The 14,606-nt window shown below is 50.5% G+C and carries 22 protein-coding genes; all 22 read right to left on the bottom strand.

What is annotated here, in order from left to right; translation table 11 throughout:
- Window positions 1-7: 7 nt before the first annotated feature.
- The 22 genes from PHACT_RS10270 to PHACT_RS16235 all read right to left on the bottom strand — a co-directional run bounded on the left by PHACT_RS10270 (window position 8) and on the right by PHACT_RS16235 (window position 13,902).
- Window positions 8-634: an FMN-binding negative transcriptional regulator gene (locus PHACT_RS10270; protein ID WP_070117689.1), complete on the bottom strand. Its 627-nt coding sequence runs from the start codon at window positions 632-634 to the stop codon at window positions 8-10.
- Window positions 635-686: 52 nt separating this feature from the next.
- A complete protein-coding gene (locus tag PHACT_RS10265; protein WP_070117688.1) occupies window positions 687-1,313 on the bottom strand; it encodes a DUF998 domain-containing protein in 627 nt (208 codons plus the stop codon).
- A gap of 91 nt (window positions 1,314-1,404) precedes the next feature.
- Window positions 1,405-1,752 (bottom strand): VOC family protein, encoded by a 348-nt coding sequence (locus tag PHACT_RS10260; RefSeq protein ID WP_070117687.1) that lies wholly within the window; start codon window positions 1,750-1,752, stop codon window positions 1,405-1,407.
- Window positions 1,749-2,258 (bottom strand): VOC family protein, encoded by a 510-nt coding sequence (locus PHACT_RS10255; RefSeq protein WP_083264504.1) that lies wholly within the window; start codon window positions 2,256-2,258, stop codon window positions 1,749-1,751. The genes PHACT_RS10260 and PHACT_RS10255 overlap by 4 nt, the downstream gene beginning before the upstream one ends.
- A 34-nt stretch (window positions 2,259-2,292) precedes the next feature.
- Window positions 2,293-2,481, bottom strand: coding sequence for a hypothetical protein (locus PHACT_RS10250; RefSeq protein WP_317622260.1), 189 nt, complete (start codon window positions 2,479-2,481; stop codon window positions 2,293-2,295).
- 55 nt (window positions 2,482-2,536) lie between these two features.
- Window positions 2,537-2,803, bottom strand: coding sequence for a hypothetical protein (locus tag PHACT_RS10245; protein WP_070117685.1), 267 nt, complete (start codon window positions 2,801-2,803; stop codon window positions 2,537-2,539).
- Window positions 2,804-2,843: 40 nt separating this feature from the next.
- Window positions 2,844-4,697: an oligoendopeptidase F gene (gene pepF, locus PHACT_RS10240; RefSeq protein ID WP_169819441.1), complete on the bottom strand. Its 1,854-nt coding sequence runs from the start codon at window positions 4,695-4,697 to the stop codon at window positions 2,844-2,846.
- Window positions 4,698-4,809: 112 nt separating this feature from the next.
- Window positions 4,810-5,154: a DUF1840 family protein gene (locus tag PHACT_RS10235; protein ID WP_070117683.1), complete on the bottom strand. Its 345-nt coding sequence runs from the start codon at window positions 5,152-5,154 to the stop codon at window positions 4,810-4,812.
- A 57-nt stretch (window positions 5,155-5,211) separates the two neighbouring features.
- Window positions 5,212-5,406, bottom strand: a complete 195-nt coding sequence (locus PHACT_RS10230; RefSeq protein WP_070117682.1) for a hypothetical protein — start codon at window positions 5,404-5,406, stop codon at window positions 5,212-5,214.
- A 71-nt stretch (window positions 5,407-5,477) separates the two neighbouring features.
- Complete coding sequence (locus PHACT_RS10225; protein ID WP_070117681.1) at window positions 5,478-5,843, bottom strand: hypothetical protein; 366 nt, start codon at window positions 5,841-5,843, stop codon at window positions 5,478-5,480.
- A 128-nt stretch (window positions 5,844-5,971) separates the two neighbouring features.
- Window positions 5,972-6,457: a hypothetical protein gene (locus PHACT_RS10220; protein WP_070117680.1), complete on the bottom strand. Its 486-nt coding sequence runs from the start codon at window positions 6,455-6,457 to the stop codon at window positions 5,972-5,974.
- Between the two features lie 116 nt (window positions 6,458-6,573).
- Window positions 6,574-6,753: a hypothetical protein gene (locus PHACT_RS16240; protein ID WP_139141504.1), complete on the bottom strand. Its 180-nt coding sequence runs from the start codon at window positions 6,751-6,753 to the stop codon at window positions 6,574-6,576.
- Between the two features lie 5 nt (window positions 6,754-6,758).
- Window positions 6,759-7,127 carry a thiol-disulfide oxidoreductase DCC family protein gene (locus PHACT_RS10215; RefSeq protein ID WP_070117679.1) on the bottom strand — a complete coding sequence of 123 codons (369 nt, stop codon included), beginning with the start codon at window positions 7,125-7,127 and terminating at the stop codon, window positions 6,759-6,761.
- 90 nt (window positions 7,128-7,217) lie between these two features.
- Window positions 7,218-9,680: an ABC transporter permease gene (locus PHACT_RS10210; protein ID WP_070117678.1), complete on the bottom strand. Its 2,463-nt coding sequence runs from the start codon at window positions 9,678-9,680 to the stop codon at window positions 7,218-7,220.
- A gap of 79 nt (window positions 9,681-9,759) precedes the next feature.
- Window positions 9,760-10,239 carry a GNAT family N-acetyltransferase gene (locus PHACT_RS10205; RefSeq protein ID WP_070117677.1) on the bottom strand — a complete coding sequence of 160 codons (480 nt, stop codon included), beginning with the start codon at window positions 10,237-10,239 and terminating at the stop codon, window positions 9,760-9,762.
- Between the two features lie 119 nt (window positions 10,240-10,358).
- Window positions 10,359-10,763, bottom strand: coding sequence for a DUF1801 domain-containing protein (locus PHACT_RS10200; RefSeq protein WP_070118300.1), 405 nt, complete (start codon window positions 10,761-10,763; stop codon window positions 10,359-10,361).
- Window positions 10,764-10,830: 67 nt separating this feature from the next.
- The gene (locus PHACT_RS10195; protein ID WP_070117676.1) at window positions 10,831-11,583 is read right to left on the bottom strand and encodes an SDR family oxidoreductase; all 753 of its coding nucleotides are present in this window, start codon (window positions 11,581-11,583) and stop codon (window positions 10,831-10,833) included.
- Window positions 11,584-11,609: 26 nt separating this feature from the next.
- Window positions 11,610-12,044, bottom strand: coding sequence for a GNAT family N-acetyltransferase (locus PHACT_RS10190; protein ID WP_070117675.1), 435 nt, complete (start codon window positions 12,042-12,044; stop codon window positions 11,610-11,612).
- 117 nt (window positions 12,045-12,161) lie between these two features.
- Entirely contained in the window at window positions 12,162-12,647 is a 486-nt protein-coding gene (locus PHACT_RS10185) for a GNAT family N-acetyltransferase (RefSeq protein WP_245730681.1), read from the bottom strand.
- 88 nt (window positions 12,648-12,735) lie between these two features.
- Entirely contained in the window at window positions 12,736-13,332 is a 597-nt protein-coding gene (locus tag PHACT_RS10180; RefSeq protein WP_070117673.1) for a DUF7010 family protein, read from the bottom strand.
- Window positions 13,333-13,440: 108 nt separating this feature from the next.
- Window positions 13,441-13,524, bottom strand: a complete 84-nt coding sequence (locus PHACT_RS16795; protein ID WP_397389519.1) for a GGIII-like transmembrane region-containing protein — start codon at window positions 13,522-13,524, stop codon at window positions 13,441-13,443.
- Window positions 13,525-13,689: 165 nt separating this feature from the next.
- Window positions 13,690-13,902 (bottom strand): hypothetical protein, encoded by a 213-nt coding sequence (locus PHACT_RS16235; protein ID WP_139141503.1) that lies wholly within the window; start codon window positions 13,900-13,902, stop codon window positions 13,690-13,692.
- Window positions 13,903-14,606 lie beyond the last annotated feature (704 nt).

Raw genomic sequence — 14,606 nt, 5'->3', positions numbered from 1 at the left:
CTCTATGCTAACGAATAAAAGAAGCGATAATACAATCGCCTTTTTCTCCTCGATTTTCGAAGCCTTTTTTAACACCTACACGGTTTGCTTCAGGCTGATTCTGGCTTGCTTTCAACTTGCCGGTTAGCGTTTCGATGTCGATTTCTATACCAACGATCGCCTGTGCTAGACGGTCGACGTAGTCCGCGGGAGCATCGTCAACAGACCACGGTTGGTCCATGTCCGACTCTTGCTGACTAGTCAATTTATGCAAGTGATCTTTAAGCCACACCGGATTCTCGACAGTGCGAGCGGTGCCCTCTGCGTGCACCGCCAGATAGTTCCAGGTTGGAACTACACGGCCTGTTTCTGTTTTGGTTTTATACCACGAAGGTGAAATGTAAGCATCGGGCCCCTGAAAAACAACGAGCACTCGCGCATTCGGTTTCAGGCGGCTCCAGACAGGATTGCTTCTTGCCACATGGCACTGAAGCCGGGTAAATGTGCCGTCCTGTTCGATACTGAGATGGAAAGGGATGTGGTTCGCTTCAATGCCATCCTCATCCGCGACTATCAGTAGACCGAGTCCAATGTCACGGATGTATTGATGTAGCTTACCAATATCATCCTCCCTGAAGTGGCTCGGCACATACATTCTGTCATTCCTCCCTGCTTTCGGCCTAATTCATTTCGCTATGTGAACGACGCTACAGCGCCTTCATTGCTGCTTCATCATTTAGTTTAGAATCGTCAGCAGAAAGTTTCCACGCAAGAATAAGCAATGCACCGTAAACGATCCACTCGGCAAGTCGCTGAAGAAGTCCTCGCCACGGCTCAAGCGAACTGTCCAGCATGATTGTAAATAACGTCAGCCAGACGACGGCCAATCCAGCCAGAAGTACGCGCACACGCCCCGGCAACTTTGCCGACGAAGCAAGCAACACAAGTCCAACAGCGGTAAATATGTAAGTAACAGCCGCAAGTGAATTGTGAATCATCTGGCTGGCGCTGCCTTCAACCGGACAACCGATATCACACGGTGCGAACGCAGAGCCAATATAGGCAACTGGCTCCATCAGCAACAACCAGTACCCGACGCGACTGGCGCCTGCAACTGGCGCAATACCTGACAGCGATATAATGAGCAATGCCGAGAGCACGCCAAAAGGCATAAAACCGAGCCAGCCGATGAGTTGTGCGTTCGGGGTACCGGTGGCGTTAAGCTCGCTGATAAACTGGCCTACATGCGAGTAGCCGGGCTTCAGCGCCCCGCCGCCAATCAGCATAATGAAGTAGCTAACAATAACCGCGATGATCAGCCAGCGAGCACGCATAGATTGCCTCTTTATTGGACCTTTCATTTGTTATTTGTTATCAACAGCAAGCGTGCCCAGCCATTTTTATCAAGCATTAGTGGCACGCCCATCACTCCGACCAGACTGCATACTCGTTGCCGCTTGGGTCACTAAAATGGAAACGACGACCACCAGGAAATGAGAATATGGGCTTGACGATCTTGCCGCCGGCACTTTCAACTCTCGAGAGTGAAGACTCGATATCCTGGCTGTAAAGTACCACCAATGCGCTGCCGGTATCCGTTGTGGCCCGCAAACTCGACTTATAAAAACCGCCGTCGATCCCCGCCCCTGTAATCGCAGTGTACTCTGGCCCATAGTCAACAAATTGCCAGCCGAATACGTTGGCGAAGAATTGCTTGGTACCGTCAATGTCGGTGGCCGGGAGTTCAATGTAGTTTATTTTCTCGATTGTCATCTTCTGTACTCCTCATACAGAGCACGCGGCCAGTATCGCACCGGTTCGACGCCATCATCCCCTACAAGCGCCTCCCTGATTCGTTCGTACTCGTAGCAGTTGAGTTCATACTGGTTACCCCAGGGGTCGGCCAGATTGTATGCCCAGCACATGTCGAAGTCGACGATGTCAGCGATCTGCAGGGGCTTTCCGGCTGTATCATTGATACCGTTCGGAAGCGAGCGGGCGAATGCCAGGAAGCTTTCCGCGTCGAGACTGAATGCAACACCGGTTTTCTGCGGTACCATTGGATGCCCTTCACTGGCCTCAAACAGCGCCAGCATGGTTTGCCCGCCATCTGCAGATATCTGCAGGGGCCCGCCATCAAAGCCTTTGGCCCAGAAATCGTAAGCCGCGACGGCCTCAAAGCCCAGGTGTTCGGCATACCATCGAGCTGCCTCATCACGATCGGGCACGCGGATATGCACGTGATCGAGTCGTCCCATTCGAAACTTTTCCGGTCTCATATAAACCTCTTGAAAACTCTGTCCCGGGACGCGCTCAATTACTCGATTCAGCAAACCGGGCAAATACCTGCTCGCCCGTCATTTCCGGAGTGGCGTTGGAAAATTCGTAGTAGCCTGGCTTCTCGTCGATAAAAATCTGGCTGGTCATCTTGAAGTCGGAGCCATCTTCGAACAGCCCTGCTGGCAGAATGTACTCATTCGCCGGCAGCAGGTGATAGAACAAATGTGTGCCACAGATGGATTGTGTTATAACCTTTGAGCCCCAGCCAAACCCGAGTTCATTCTGAAATTTTGAAAGTGATACCACCGGTATAGTTAGCGACTTTGTTATAAATCCAGGCCATTAACGCGGTCGACAAATATCCCATCACGAAGTAGATAATTGGCATCGCAAGCATCATCCCAATCGGAAGCCCTGCGCCCTCAGGGGTGACCAGACTCAGCAGGATTGCCATCGGAATGATAAAAATCAGAGACGCTATTGCAAGTAACACTGCGACCGTCAATGCAGTTTTGTGTGGAGCAATGTATGTAATCGATTTCATATTTTTAGAATTCTCCCTGTGATTTACTTCTCATCGCTGATTACAACAAAGCCTCAATACGATCCATCAGGTCAGTGATGCGACGCAGCACTGGCTCAAATGCCTCTGGCTGAGTCATATCCAGACCGGCTTCTTTAAGCAGGATATTGTGGGGGTGGTCCGAACCCCCGGCGCTCAGTACACGTATAAAGTCATCCCGAACCTCGGTGTCACCGGCCAGAAACTGTTCAGCAAACCAGGCCGCACCGGAAATGGAGGTGGCATACTGGAACACATAGAAGTCATAGTAGAAATGGGGAATGTAGGCCCACTCCACGGCATAGGGCTCATCAATCGTCAGTACGCCTTCGTCATGACCGTGATAACGCTTCAACAATTCACCGTAAATTTCTGACAAGCGAGGACCTGTCAGTGGCTCACCGCTTTCTGCCGCCTGATGGATTTCCAGTTCAAACTCGGCAAACATGGTCTGTCGAAAAAACGTGCCACGTATGCTTTCCAAAGCACCACCGAGATAGAACAATTTCTCCTCATCGGTGCTGGCATTGGCGATCATGTACTCTTCCAGCAGAATTTCGTTGATGGTCGATGCCATCTCGGCAATAAACGTTGAGTAGTTAGCGTTCTCGTAGGGATTGTTTTCGTTTGCCAGCAACGAATGCACCGCATGACCCCACTCATGGGCGAAGGTGGACAGTGAATTATAGTCATCGTTATGATTCAGCAGCACATAGGGATGCACATCATAGACCGAGCCGTTCATATAGGCACCAGAGCGTTTGCCTGGCTGCGGATGGCTATGCATCCAGTCCTGGGACAGGCCGTATGCCAGCAGTTCCAGATATCTGTCACCAAACGGCTCAAGCGCTGCAAAGGTGATCTCTTCCGAACGCTTCAGTCCAAACTCGCCCGTATCGACGTCCGCCAGAGGCGGGTAAATGTCATAGTAGCGCAAGTCGTCCACACCCAGCATACGGCCACGCAGTTTCAGGTAGCGATGAAAGACGGGCAAAGCATCATTCACCTGCGTCACCAGTTGGGTGTAGACCTCTGGCGGCAGACCGTCATCAAACAGGTTGTGGGCCAATACGCTGTCGTGATTTCTGACACGCGCCGTGAAGACGTTTGACTGGACTTCGCTGGCCAGTGTCGCACCCATGCCATCGGCGAACTGATTCCAGGTTTCCCAGAATGTATCAAACACGAGCTTGCGGTCAGCGCGGTTAGGCGCAGCGCGCCAGAATGAGTAACCGGCCTGGCTCAGCGTCACTTCCTGACCGTCACTCAGCGTCACCGTTGGCCATGGAATATCGGCATTGGCGTAATTCTCATATATCTGCTCCGGTGCAGACAGCACCATGCCGGCCTGGGCCAGAATTGCCTCGGTTTGCTGATCCAGGGTGTGCGGCGCCCGGCGCAGCATGTCCTGCAACATGACCTCAAAATCTGCCAGGCCCGGTTCTTCGGCAATAAACTGTTCTACCCGATCAGCCCCCACTTCCAGTACCTCGGGGCTGAGCCAGGATGTGGCTTCACCCAGGTTGGTAAACAACTGACGGGCCTGGCCAAACCGGGTCTGGGTTTCAGCCTCGCGCTGATCAGCATCGCGCTCCAGAGAGGTATATACGTAGGCCCGTACGGCTTCCTTGTTGGTCGCGGAGATTTCGCGGAACGCCGCGAGCATGGACTCGGCGCTGTCGCCCAGCGTGCCCTGATACTCAGACAAACCGTCAATACGCGCGGCGACGGTGTCCATGGCATCCTCCCAGGCTGATACATCGCTATAGATATCGGTCAGATCCCATTCATAACGGACGGTATCTTCCTGGGCCCAGGTTTGGGCACTCATCATAACAATGACGCTAAGGCTTAGAACAGACAGGATATTCTTCACTACGGCTACCCCTGATATAGACGGATTAATGTGGCTGGATTTGGACTCAAGGCCCAATAATAGCGGATTTATTTGAAGCTTGCTCATTCTGACAGGGCAGGCGCCAAAGCCTTCATTCCGGACGCCACATCACATAGCCATCTTCATCCTTTGCGCGACCAAGCATGTCGATCAGCGGTGCAGCACGCGCAGGGATCGCCACTTCCTCCGGGTCATCAGCATCGTCATCTTCATCCCAGCCGTCGGCACCCTTCTGCTCATCCGGGTTGGCGCTGCCCGACGAATCCGGCTCGCGCGCAATGGCTGAGGACAACCGGTCCAATGCGGAGTTAAGCGCCTCTCCACTGACGGAGCCTTCGGTGCTGTCACCATGTCCCATCATGGTCAGCAATTGCTTTGCGGTACTATCAAGCATGACGAATTCCGCCGACTGCTCACTGTAGAATTTGATCAACATGGCGATACCTCCTTATATGTGCAGTGACCATCCTTTCCTCCTGGCGAAAATTCAGGCTCACTTAATTGCATCTCTTTTCTGCTTTTTCTTACTCTCCGATGCAATAGCGGCACCGATGGCAACTCCAACTCCAATGCCCAGTGCCACATTTCCCATAGCTGCACCAATACCTACCCCGATAGCTATACCTACGCCGAGGCCAGATGCAATTGCATACTTTCCAGATGCATCATTTTTGTTCGAATTGTTCATTTCAGCTCCTTAACCAGTTTAAGCCCACTGAGAACTTTAAATCACTCTTTGCTACGCCTCGCCACACAAATTTAATCCCGATCACCCATGCCAACAAACCCTACCATCCGGGATATTAGATCTCCGTCTTTTTCCACAAAATACTGACCGAGTTGGACTTGTTCAGAGCCATCAGGCCCCATTCCACAGAAAGCGACGCCGACACGGATGACACCCGCGACCGTATCAGTTCTAATAACCTTTGCTGACCAACCCGGAGCATTTGCACTAAACAAACCCACATAGCTATCTAATGATGCGATGCCATTTATGGTTTCTGGTGTACGAGGATCATCGTACTGTATAGTTTCTACTACGGAACTATTTAATTTGGCACGTCGAGTCTCAGCCTCCTCAATTTGCCACGCGTCGAAAAAGTTCGTGATGCAATCTGGCATATTCCTCTCCTAACTTTAATTTTTATGGACGCATATCGCCCCTAAGCAGGGGCAAGTTTACTTTTTAGCGCTGGAGGCGCGTGAAATTTGTCCCCCAACGCAGTTGCGACCTGGCTTGGTTTTCTAGGTTATTGCCCAAACTTGCATAAACCAGTAAAACTCTTTTTTGTTTTACTCAATAAGGAAAAACCGTTTTCAGTGATCTCGTAATAGTACGTGTAAGCCCATTCAGGGATGTGGCCTTCAAAATATGTGGATAGAAATGGGTTAAGAATAAGTAGTTTACTATTTTCCTGAAAGCAACCGCCTAGATTAGAGTCTTCCATGCCCACCAATTTTCCGGAAGTAATGTCAACCGCAAGAAATACCTGGCACATAGTGCCGCATCCTGTCTGAAGCATATAGTACTGGCCACCATAGTTCATAGTATTGCCAGTAGCGCTTTGAAGTTGTTCCTTAAACACCTCGCCTTTTGGATGGGAAGAAATGTCAATTACAGGCACCTTCTGATCTAAAATGGTGTCAACTAAAAAGTTATCGAAATCAAGACTCTCACTCGCCAGCAAACCTGGCAGCCAACATAAGGCAAGTATGTAAAGGAAATATTTACTCATCTGACTCCTCGTAAAATTGGCCCTACCCACAAAAAGTAGACACCCTAATTAAGCAGCCAGGGCTGCATTCCTTTTGCACTCTGCCGGACTCACATGGCCCAACGTTGAGTGTCTTCTCAGCCGATTGTAGTGAATAGCTTCTCGGTCTTGCAGATCTGTTCGAGACGGGTGATCAGGGCAGTGGCAACCCAGTCCCGTATCTGCTGCCCTCGACTGCCGTCTTCAGCCGCCATGCGATCAACGGCGTAGATGCCAGGTACATCGGACAACATTGCATCACATATTTTCATGTTCATGTCCGCTACCCCCGCCCGGTGCGCCGCAATCGGCGATCCACCATTTTTCGGTATAGCCACGACAACATCGGTTTTATCAGCGGCAGGCCAATCAGCCAGCCGAGTGGACGCAGACGCGGCGCGCGTCGCATCAACAGCTGGTAAGCATCCAGTTCGCGATAAATCTTCCCGCTGGCGTCCTCGACGTGAAGCTCACGCAGTGCTCGCTCAGGATCAATCCCCCGCTTGCGTAACTCGTCATCTTTACCGGTAATGTCGTACCAGTGCACGTTGGCATCGTCGGCGGCCATACGTTCGTACGTTTCGCGGTCTTTTACGCAATCCGGACAGGCGCCATCGTAATAGACCGTCAAAGGTTGTCTCTGATCGCTCATATCAACCTCCTTTACCTTCCTAGCCGGTACGGTAACAGATAGAGGCGATGTCCGAAACAAAGGCATGAGTGCTGCTACATGTCATCTGCTCTATTCATAACGCAGCGATCTCACCGGATCAGTATTGGCCGTTCTGAAACATTGCATGGCCACGGTCATCAATGCCAATGCTATTACTGCCAGGGTAACCACAGCATAAATCATGAAGGGAAACTCTGCCTGAGACGAAAAAGTCTGATAGAAACGGTCTATGGCAAACCATGCCAATGGCCAGGCCAGTACACAAGCCAGCAGCACCGGTTTGACAAAGTCCCACGCCAGCAATCTTACAATGGCGCCCGTACTGGCGCCCAGGGTCTTGCGCACACCAACTTCCTTGGTGCGCCGCAGACTCGAATAGGAGGCCAGCGCGTACAAGCCGAAGCCCGCTATTAATACCGTTATGATGCTTGCCATCAGGGCGGCAATTCTCAATCCACTGGTACGGTTCTCGATAATGTCAGCGAAGGTCTGGGAGAAGAATGTACGGTCGATGGGCACGTTCGGGCGATGCCTCGCCCATACTTCATCTATGTGAGCAAGCGCAGCGTCAGCTTGCTGTGGCACGACTCTGATATGCAGGTAGCGCATGGGACGCAGGGTGGAACGCAAAATGCCAATTGAACGTGCTTCTGTTTCCATACCGCTGCTGAACTGAAAGCGTTTGATGACGCCAATAACCCGGAAATTGTAGTCGAACAAACTAAAGGGCTGGTCGAGCGCATCTTCTGGCGTGGCAAACCCGAAGCGACGTGCCAGTGAATCCGTGATGACCATGTTATAAACCACATCGGTAGCTATGGGTCCATCGGGCGTGAAATCGGAGGCATACTCTTCCGAGAACGTTCTCCCCGCCAGCAGCTCCATCTGATAGGTTTCAATGAAGCCCGGGCTCACGCCGACGTGAGCGACAGTGATGGATTCATCGGGTTCAAACCGGGGCAGTCGCCAGGGATTGATGCCACCCGTACTTGGCGGCCGGTTCTCCGAGCTGGCTACCGACACCACGCCCGGATGCTGCCGGAGGTCGTTGAGCAATGCAGAATAGTTAAAGGCATCTCTCTCCATATTATTGAAGCGACTATCCACGATGATCAGATTGTCTTTGTTATACCCCACGTCAAGTTCCTGCAGATGGCGGGTCTGCAGATAGATTGCAATCGCCAGTAGAATCAGCGCCGCGGACAGCGTGAACTGCACGGATGTCACAGCAGCCTTGGTCAACTTGCCGGCACGAGACGATTTCGCTGCACTTTTCAACGCGTTGATAGCCGGCATCCGCGACAGGGATAACGCAGGCAGTACGCCCGACAACACACCCGTCAGCAAAACAAGCGCGAGCATCATGGGCAAAAAATCGGAGGCGAACAGGTCGGCACGCATCAGTGAGATGTCTGTGAAATTCGCATACACCGGCAATGCCAGAAGCACGATGGGAACTGCCAGTAGCAGGGCGATGAAGGTGAGCAGCAGAGACTCGAGCAGAAACTGGGAGATGATCTGAGCGCGCCCTGCACCTAGCGTTTTTCGTACGCCAATTTCCTTGCCGCGCTGAGTGATCTGCACAAGGGACAAATTGATATAATTGATGCACGAAGTCACCAGTATGAGCACGGCAAAAGCCACCAGCCCGTACAGTACCGGCTGCGTGCTGGAGTTTTCCGGGGCCCCGAAATTATCCAGAGGATTGAGATAAATATCATCCAGGGGTTGCAGTGACAGGCCAAAATTGTTTTGCCTCGCAAATGTCACCGAATTCTCGGGCATATTCCTGTCGATGAAGTTACGCAGATCATTTTCAAGTTGGTAGGCGGACGCTGCATCGCGGAAACGCAGATACGTTTGCGTACCACTGAACGAGATCCAGCCTTCGCCATTCATAAAGTTTTCGCCGAACAATTGCCTGCCCGTGGGTATCGAGATCAACATCTCAAATTGCACGGTGGCGCTGGCAGGCACGTCTCTGACGACGCCGATAACCTGTATGTCTACCTGATTATTGTAGGTCAACACCTGTCCGATGGGATTCTCGTTGCCGAAGTACTTCGCCGCCGTCGACTCTGTCAGCAACATTGTGTTCGGCTCAAGCAATGCGCCCGCTGCATCCCCCTGAACAAACTCCAGATCGAAAATCGGCACAACGTCCGGATCGGCCCAGTGGAGGCTGTTCTCTGTGGCCTCGGTGCCTCGGCCGAACAATGCGTTCCCCCCACGAATATGGGCACTGTACTCAATCAGGTCGCCATAGTCCTGACGCAGGAAACCCAGGTAAGTATCAGCCGTGGTAAAGGTTCGGTAAGGGGTGTTGGTATCACGAACCATCATGTGGGTGACAAGCCGGTAAGTACTATCCCAATTTTCGATGTGCTTGTTGGTGTTCTGTACGAACTGCACATGCAACAGGACAAGAGTGCTGCAACCCAGGCCCAGCGTCAGGCTGAGAATCTTGATGGCAGCGAACACCGGTTGCTTGCGGATGGACAGGAGCGCAGTGACGAGATAGTTGAAGATCATGGTAGATTCTCAGTTGAATACTCAGTCAATTGGGTTTGAGCCTCAAGAGATCACAGGCCCGCTTTTATACCTTAGCTGGCTATAACTCCTTAAAATATCGAGCCACAGGCCATTGCACATAGCCTTGTGACTCATACGCTTTTCTAGCGGGTTCGTGGCCTGAATCGCCAACCGTTTCAACCATGACCATTTTCATACCCTTGTCTTTGATATAAGACTCGGCGAACGCCAGCAGCGCCTTGCCTATACCGCGCTGCTGGTGGTCCGGCGACACCGCAATAATCGTCACCTCTCCCATCCTGTCTTCCGGATGGATGGCAGCACCAACAAACCCCAGCAGCACATCATCCTCCATCGCCAGCCATACCTCACCGGGATTGCTGTCTATGTGTGCACCGATATCAGTTTCCTGCCGGATCTCCCAGCCTTGTGGCCAGAAGTTCTCATATACAAACAGGGGTACATCAGCCCTGGTTTTTGGGAATACAGGGCGCCATGCGTCCAGGGTTAGAGCGATGACCTGGTCCCGAAATGATTCGTCGTACGGTACAATTTTCATTTTTTACTCGCAATTATGGCTGTGATTTTTACTAACGCCCGCCATAAACGGCCGAGTGAAATGAAGTCCGGCGACCGAAGGAAGCGAATTTAATGGCTTTGTTACATGTGTTTATCACTTTACGCTCCAAGTAATGGGCGGTGTTTCAAGCTATGGTAGGTCAGTGCCATTTGAAGACAATGACCTAGTGGCCCCTCTTTGATATCAGCGCCCAAGGGGACAACAATCGCTCTTTTTCCTTCATATTCGAACTCGTCGCGATATATTTCCCTGAAGGTTTCGATCAGTCTGGTTCGACAATGGAAATATACCTTTATGGATTCTGGATCTTTTGGCTTCCAGTCCATCCGGATCGTAGTGCCACCTTTTACAAGGTAACTGGGCTCACCCCACTTGAGTGTTTCTTCAACTGCACCTAAATTGTTTTCTTCCGCAACAGATATAATGAGCCGACGTACAGCTTTAAGCAGCCTTTGCGCTTCAGTGGGATATGTCGCCAATTTTTCTTGTATTTCAGGCTCCACATAATCTCCTATTCCAATACACGTAACGCCGAAGTTCAACGTCCCTGTGTTTGGCATTGTTATGCACTTATAGCCCTCCCGTTAGATCGATAAAACTTCCGGTAGCAAAAGATGACTTTTCTGAGGCCAGCCAATAAATCGCCTCAGCAACCTCTTTGGGAGCACCGCCTCTTTTCATCGGTATCACATCTTTAAGCCGATTTACCCTGTCAGGCTCACCTCCATCGGCGTGCATCCCGGTGTAGATAAGCCCTGGTCGAACGCAATTTACACGAATACCCTCATCAGCGACTTCAATAGAAAGGCCTTTCGTTAGAGTATCTATCGCTCCTTTAGAGGATGCGTAATCAATATATTCATTGGGTGAACCACTTTTGGACGCCCCAGAAGAAACATTTACAATAGTTCCACCTTGTCCACCGCGTCTAATAGACATTCGCTTCACCGCTTCGCGTGAGCATAAGAAATAACTGGTCACATTATTTATCAGAAGCGAATTTATGCGATCAGCGTCCATGTCTTCCAGTCGACACTGAGGTCTTATAATTCCAGCATTATTCACGAGCACAGATAACGCGCCTAGCTCACGGTCAACTGTGGTGAATAACCGCACCACATCTTCTTCGACAGAACAATCTGCTTGAATCGGAACGCACAGCCCACCCTTATTAGTGATAGACCTTACTACTTCAGTGGCCGCATCTGAATTTGATTTGTAGTTAATGCAAACTGCAAACCCTTTCATGGCAAACAATTCTGCCGTAGCCGCGCCTATCCCTCTGCCGCCACCGGTGATTATGACAACTTTATCAGTAGACACTGAACTCTCCTTGGTGCAGCCGTTTGTTATGGGTTTTTGCTGAAATAAACACACGCCTCGTCTTCTTTGTACTGTATGTAGCCAAGATGACGGTAAAACTCTGTTGCTGGGCTCACCTTCATAGTGCAAAGCCGCATAGGCTTATCTGCGGCACTTGAGATAGATTCGATATGCTCCATTATGGCACGACCAATACCGCGATTTTGCAGCTGAGGGTCAATGAGGACCAGATACAGCCAAAGATGGTCGCCTTCGTCTTTAAGGCAGAAGCAGCCAGCCGTATCATTATCATGCAAGCATATGACAAAGTTGGCTACGCCGAGATGGTTAGTAAACCCATCATGCTGTACCGCTTCATCCCAACCCCATGTTTTTTCCACGTACTCCTTCATGGTTGTGCGATAAAGCTCGAACAGCCATGCCTCATCTTCTTCTCTCGCTTTTTCTATGCTTAGTGGCACGATCTTGCCCTGTATTCATAACGCCTGAGCCGAGGGGCGTTCATGGAGCGAAGCGCGTAGCGGAAGAAACGTCCCGCTCCAGCGATTTGTTACGAAGTGCGTGGCAAAGGTCTTGCTTCATATTCTTGTGACTTTAGGTTTGACAAAAAAACCAAGGACTCCGCCAAAGAGGTTGTCGTAAAATTCTTCTATATCCTCTTTACTGATAAGTCCGCCAAATATCATCATCTCAAGTTGCTCTCCGGGCTCTTTCACCAAGTACCCCGAGGAACTGAAGCCGCACCTTTCATAGAACGATTTACGTTTAATTCTCTGCTGGTAATTTTTTGCCTGCTCATCTGGTTTCTCAATATTCGCTACGATCCTTTTTCCGGCATGAGTGTCCTTAATTGCATTCATTACCTTGATGCCATAACCGACAGAGCGGCAGGATTCCGAAATGGCCAGAAAGTGCATGAACGCAATGTCTTGATACTCAGTGATATAGATAAGGCCGATCCAATTATCACACCAGTAAACTACATTGAAGCCTGCCTTTCCGTTTCTAAGCTTATACCGCAGCATCCATGCTGGTATACGCTGAGCTCCAGGAAACGCTCTCATATAGAGATCAATAGCCTTACAATAGTTCGCATCATGTTTCGTAAGAGGTCGGAAAGTAATGCTCATCTGTAGCACTCATAACGCCGCGCTAACGGGCGTCATCTCGCGGCGTCCCAGCAGGCGCAGCCTGCGAGTTGAGCGCCTGGTTAGGTTGCGATGTCTGGAAAGTCACGAAAATTACTGCGCCGAATATGTACTCAACTAATGCGCCTGTCAATGCACCTAGAAACACAGAGGCTTGCAAATAAATCAGACCCAGCGCAGAGGTCACCAATGTTGCTCCGAATACCCAGAAAATGCGCATCCCGTACAAAGTGGAAAAAGTGAGATAACGGCCGGCAATTACTAAAAGCATTGCCGGGAAAAACCACTCGATCCTATACATAGCAGCAGCTATTGCTATGGGAATAGAGAGAAGCATCCAGATCGTTCCCTCCATGGCATGCGGAGCGAGAGGGTTGCCCCTGTTGTGCTTTCCGGTGCACCCAAGCAGTCGACAAAATACAACCGACACAGGGAAAATAAGCATCCCCGCCATTACTAGCGCAATAACACCTGCCCGCTCCGATACCAAGGCTGCAACTATCGCAGCTAACAGCCACGCACTTCCAGAGGAGACAATGCCGGGGGCTCCACCGTAGTAGGCTTCACGCATATTACATTGTGCAGCTGAAATCGAATCCATGTTTAGCTATCTAACGCCCCAAGCAGGGGATTTTATAAGTGTTTTTCAGCGAGTCAAATTCCCGCTGACTTGGCTTGTTAAATGTTTCTTTATATTGTTAAAGCTGCCTTATTTTTTCTTTTTTGAAGATGAGACTGCTATGAATATAATGATAAATACAACTACTACTCCACCTACTGCTGCCCAAGTCATAACGATTCCTTTTAATTTAAAAATAAGATTTATAAAAACTTAAACTACCACTTAGACATATAAATATCACTATGCTCAATGAAACACCTAACGCGTTGCTCACTGGAAAAAAATTGGAGGCGCAGTGAGCATTTTTTCGTGTGCAGAAACTTGATAGAGGCTGCACTATTCAGAGCCAGTATCATCTGACTTAGCGGATCTCCGGTCGCTAGTTGTCGCGCCAATACCAGCGCCAATTGCAATACAGATAGAAATCCAAAGCCCGACATCTCCGGACAATTGCCCGATAACTGCGCCAACTACAACACCGATGCTTACACCTACTCCAATGGTCTTTTCTCTACCTACGATTTTCTTATTGTGGTTCTCTTTGCTCATACCTCGATCCCGGGGGCGCATCTAACGCCCAGTTCAGCTGCTGCTAGCACCGAGCGGCGTCTGTGTGGTTGTATGGGCAACAGCGAGCGACACAAATGTTCGCAATGCACGCTGTCGGTCTGGAACTGATTGTTATGCCTGCTGTGTATCATGTCACGTTCGCTTTTTAAGAGATGAGTAGGCCTTGCCCTTTTCCTGTTTACCTACGGAAATTACATATACAAACAACTCATCGTCAACAACCTCATAGGCTAACCGGTAACCAGCAGAGCGAAGTTTAATTTTGTAAACGGAGTCATAGCCTCTTAACATATTATTGCCAGGCACTACGAACTTTTAGGCATAACGCTGCAAGACGGGCAATTTTGAAACGCAGCGTAGCAAATGTTCCGGTTGCTTGCTTTGTTGCGTGTTAGTCGCATTTACAATATCACTCCGCTTTAAAGGCAGATTTGTAGCAATAAGGCAAAAGGTGTGACGAGTGGGCCGGTTCGCTGCAGCCCATTGTTGGGCGTCGTTCTGTTCCCGGCACTGCTAGGTCAGGCTCTCGACTGGACATTCAGCGCCGCTCCGCGACCGCAAAGCGCTCGACTCCGTGCGCTGAGTCGGTGTCGACATCGGAGATTATCGTCCAACCGGTTCCTTCGACGTACTCGGGCAGGTCCTCGCTGCGGACGGCGGACTTCCACGTCTCCCCAATCAGG

The sequence above is a fragment of the Pseudohongiella acticola genome (assembly GCF_001758195.1).
Lineage (GTDB): Bacteria > Pseudomonadota > Gammaproteobacteria > Pseudomonadales > Pseudohongiellaceae > Pseudohongiella > Pseudohongiella acticola.
The sequence above is the reverse complement of the archived record's forward strand: the minus strand, read 5'-3'. Positions and strand labels throughout refer to the sequence as shown.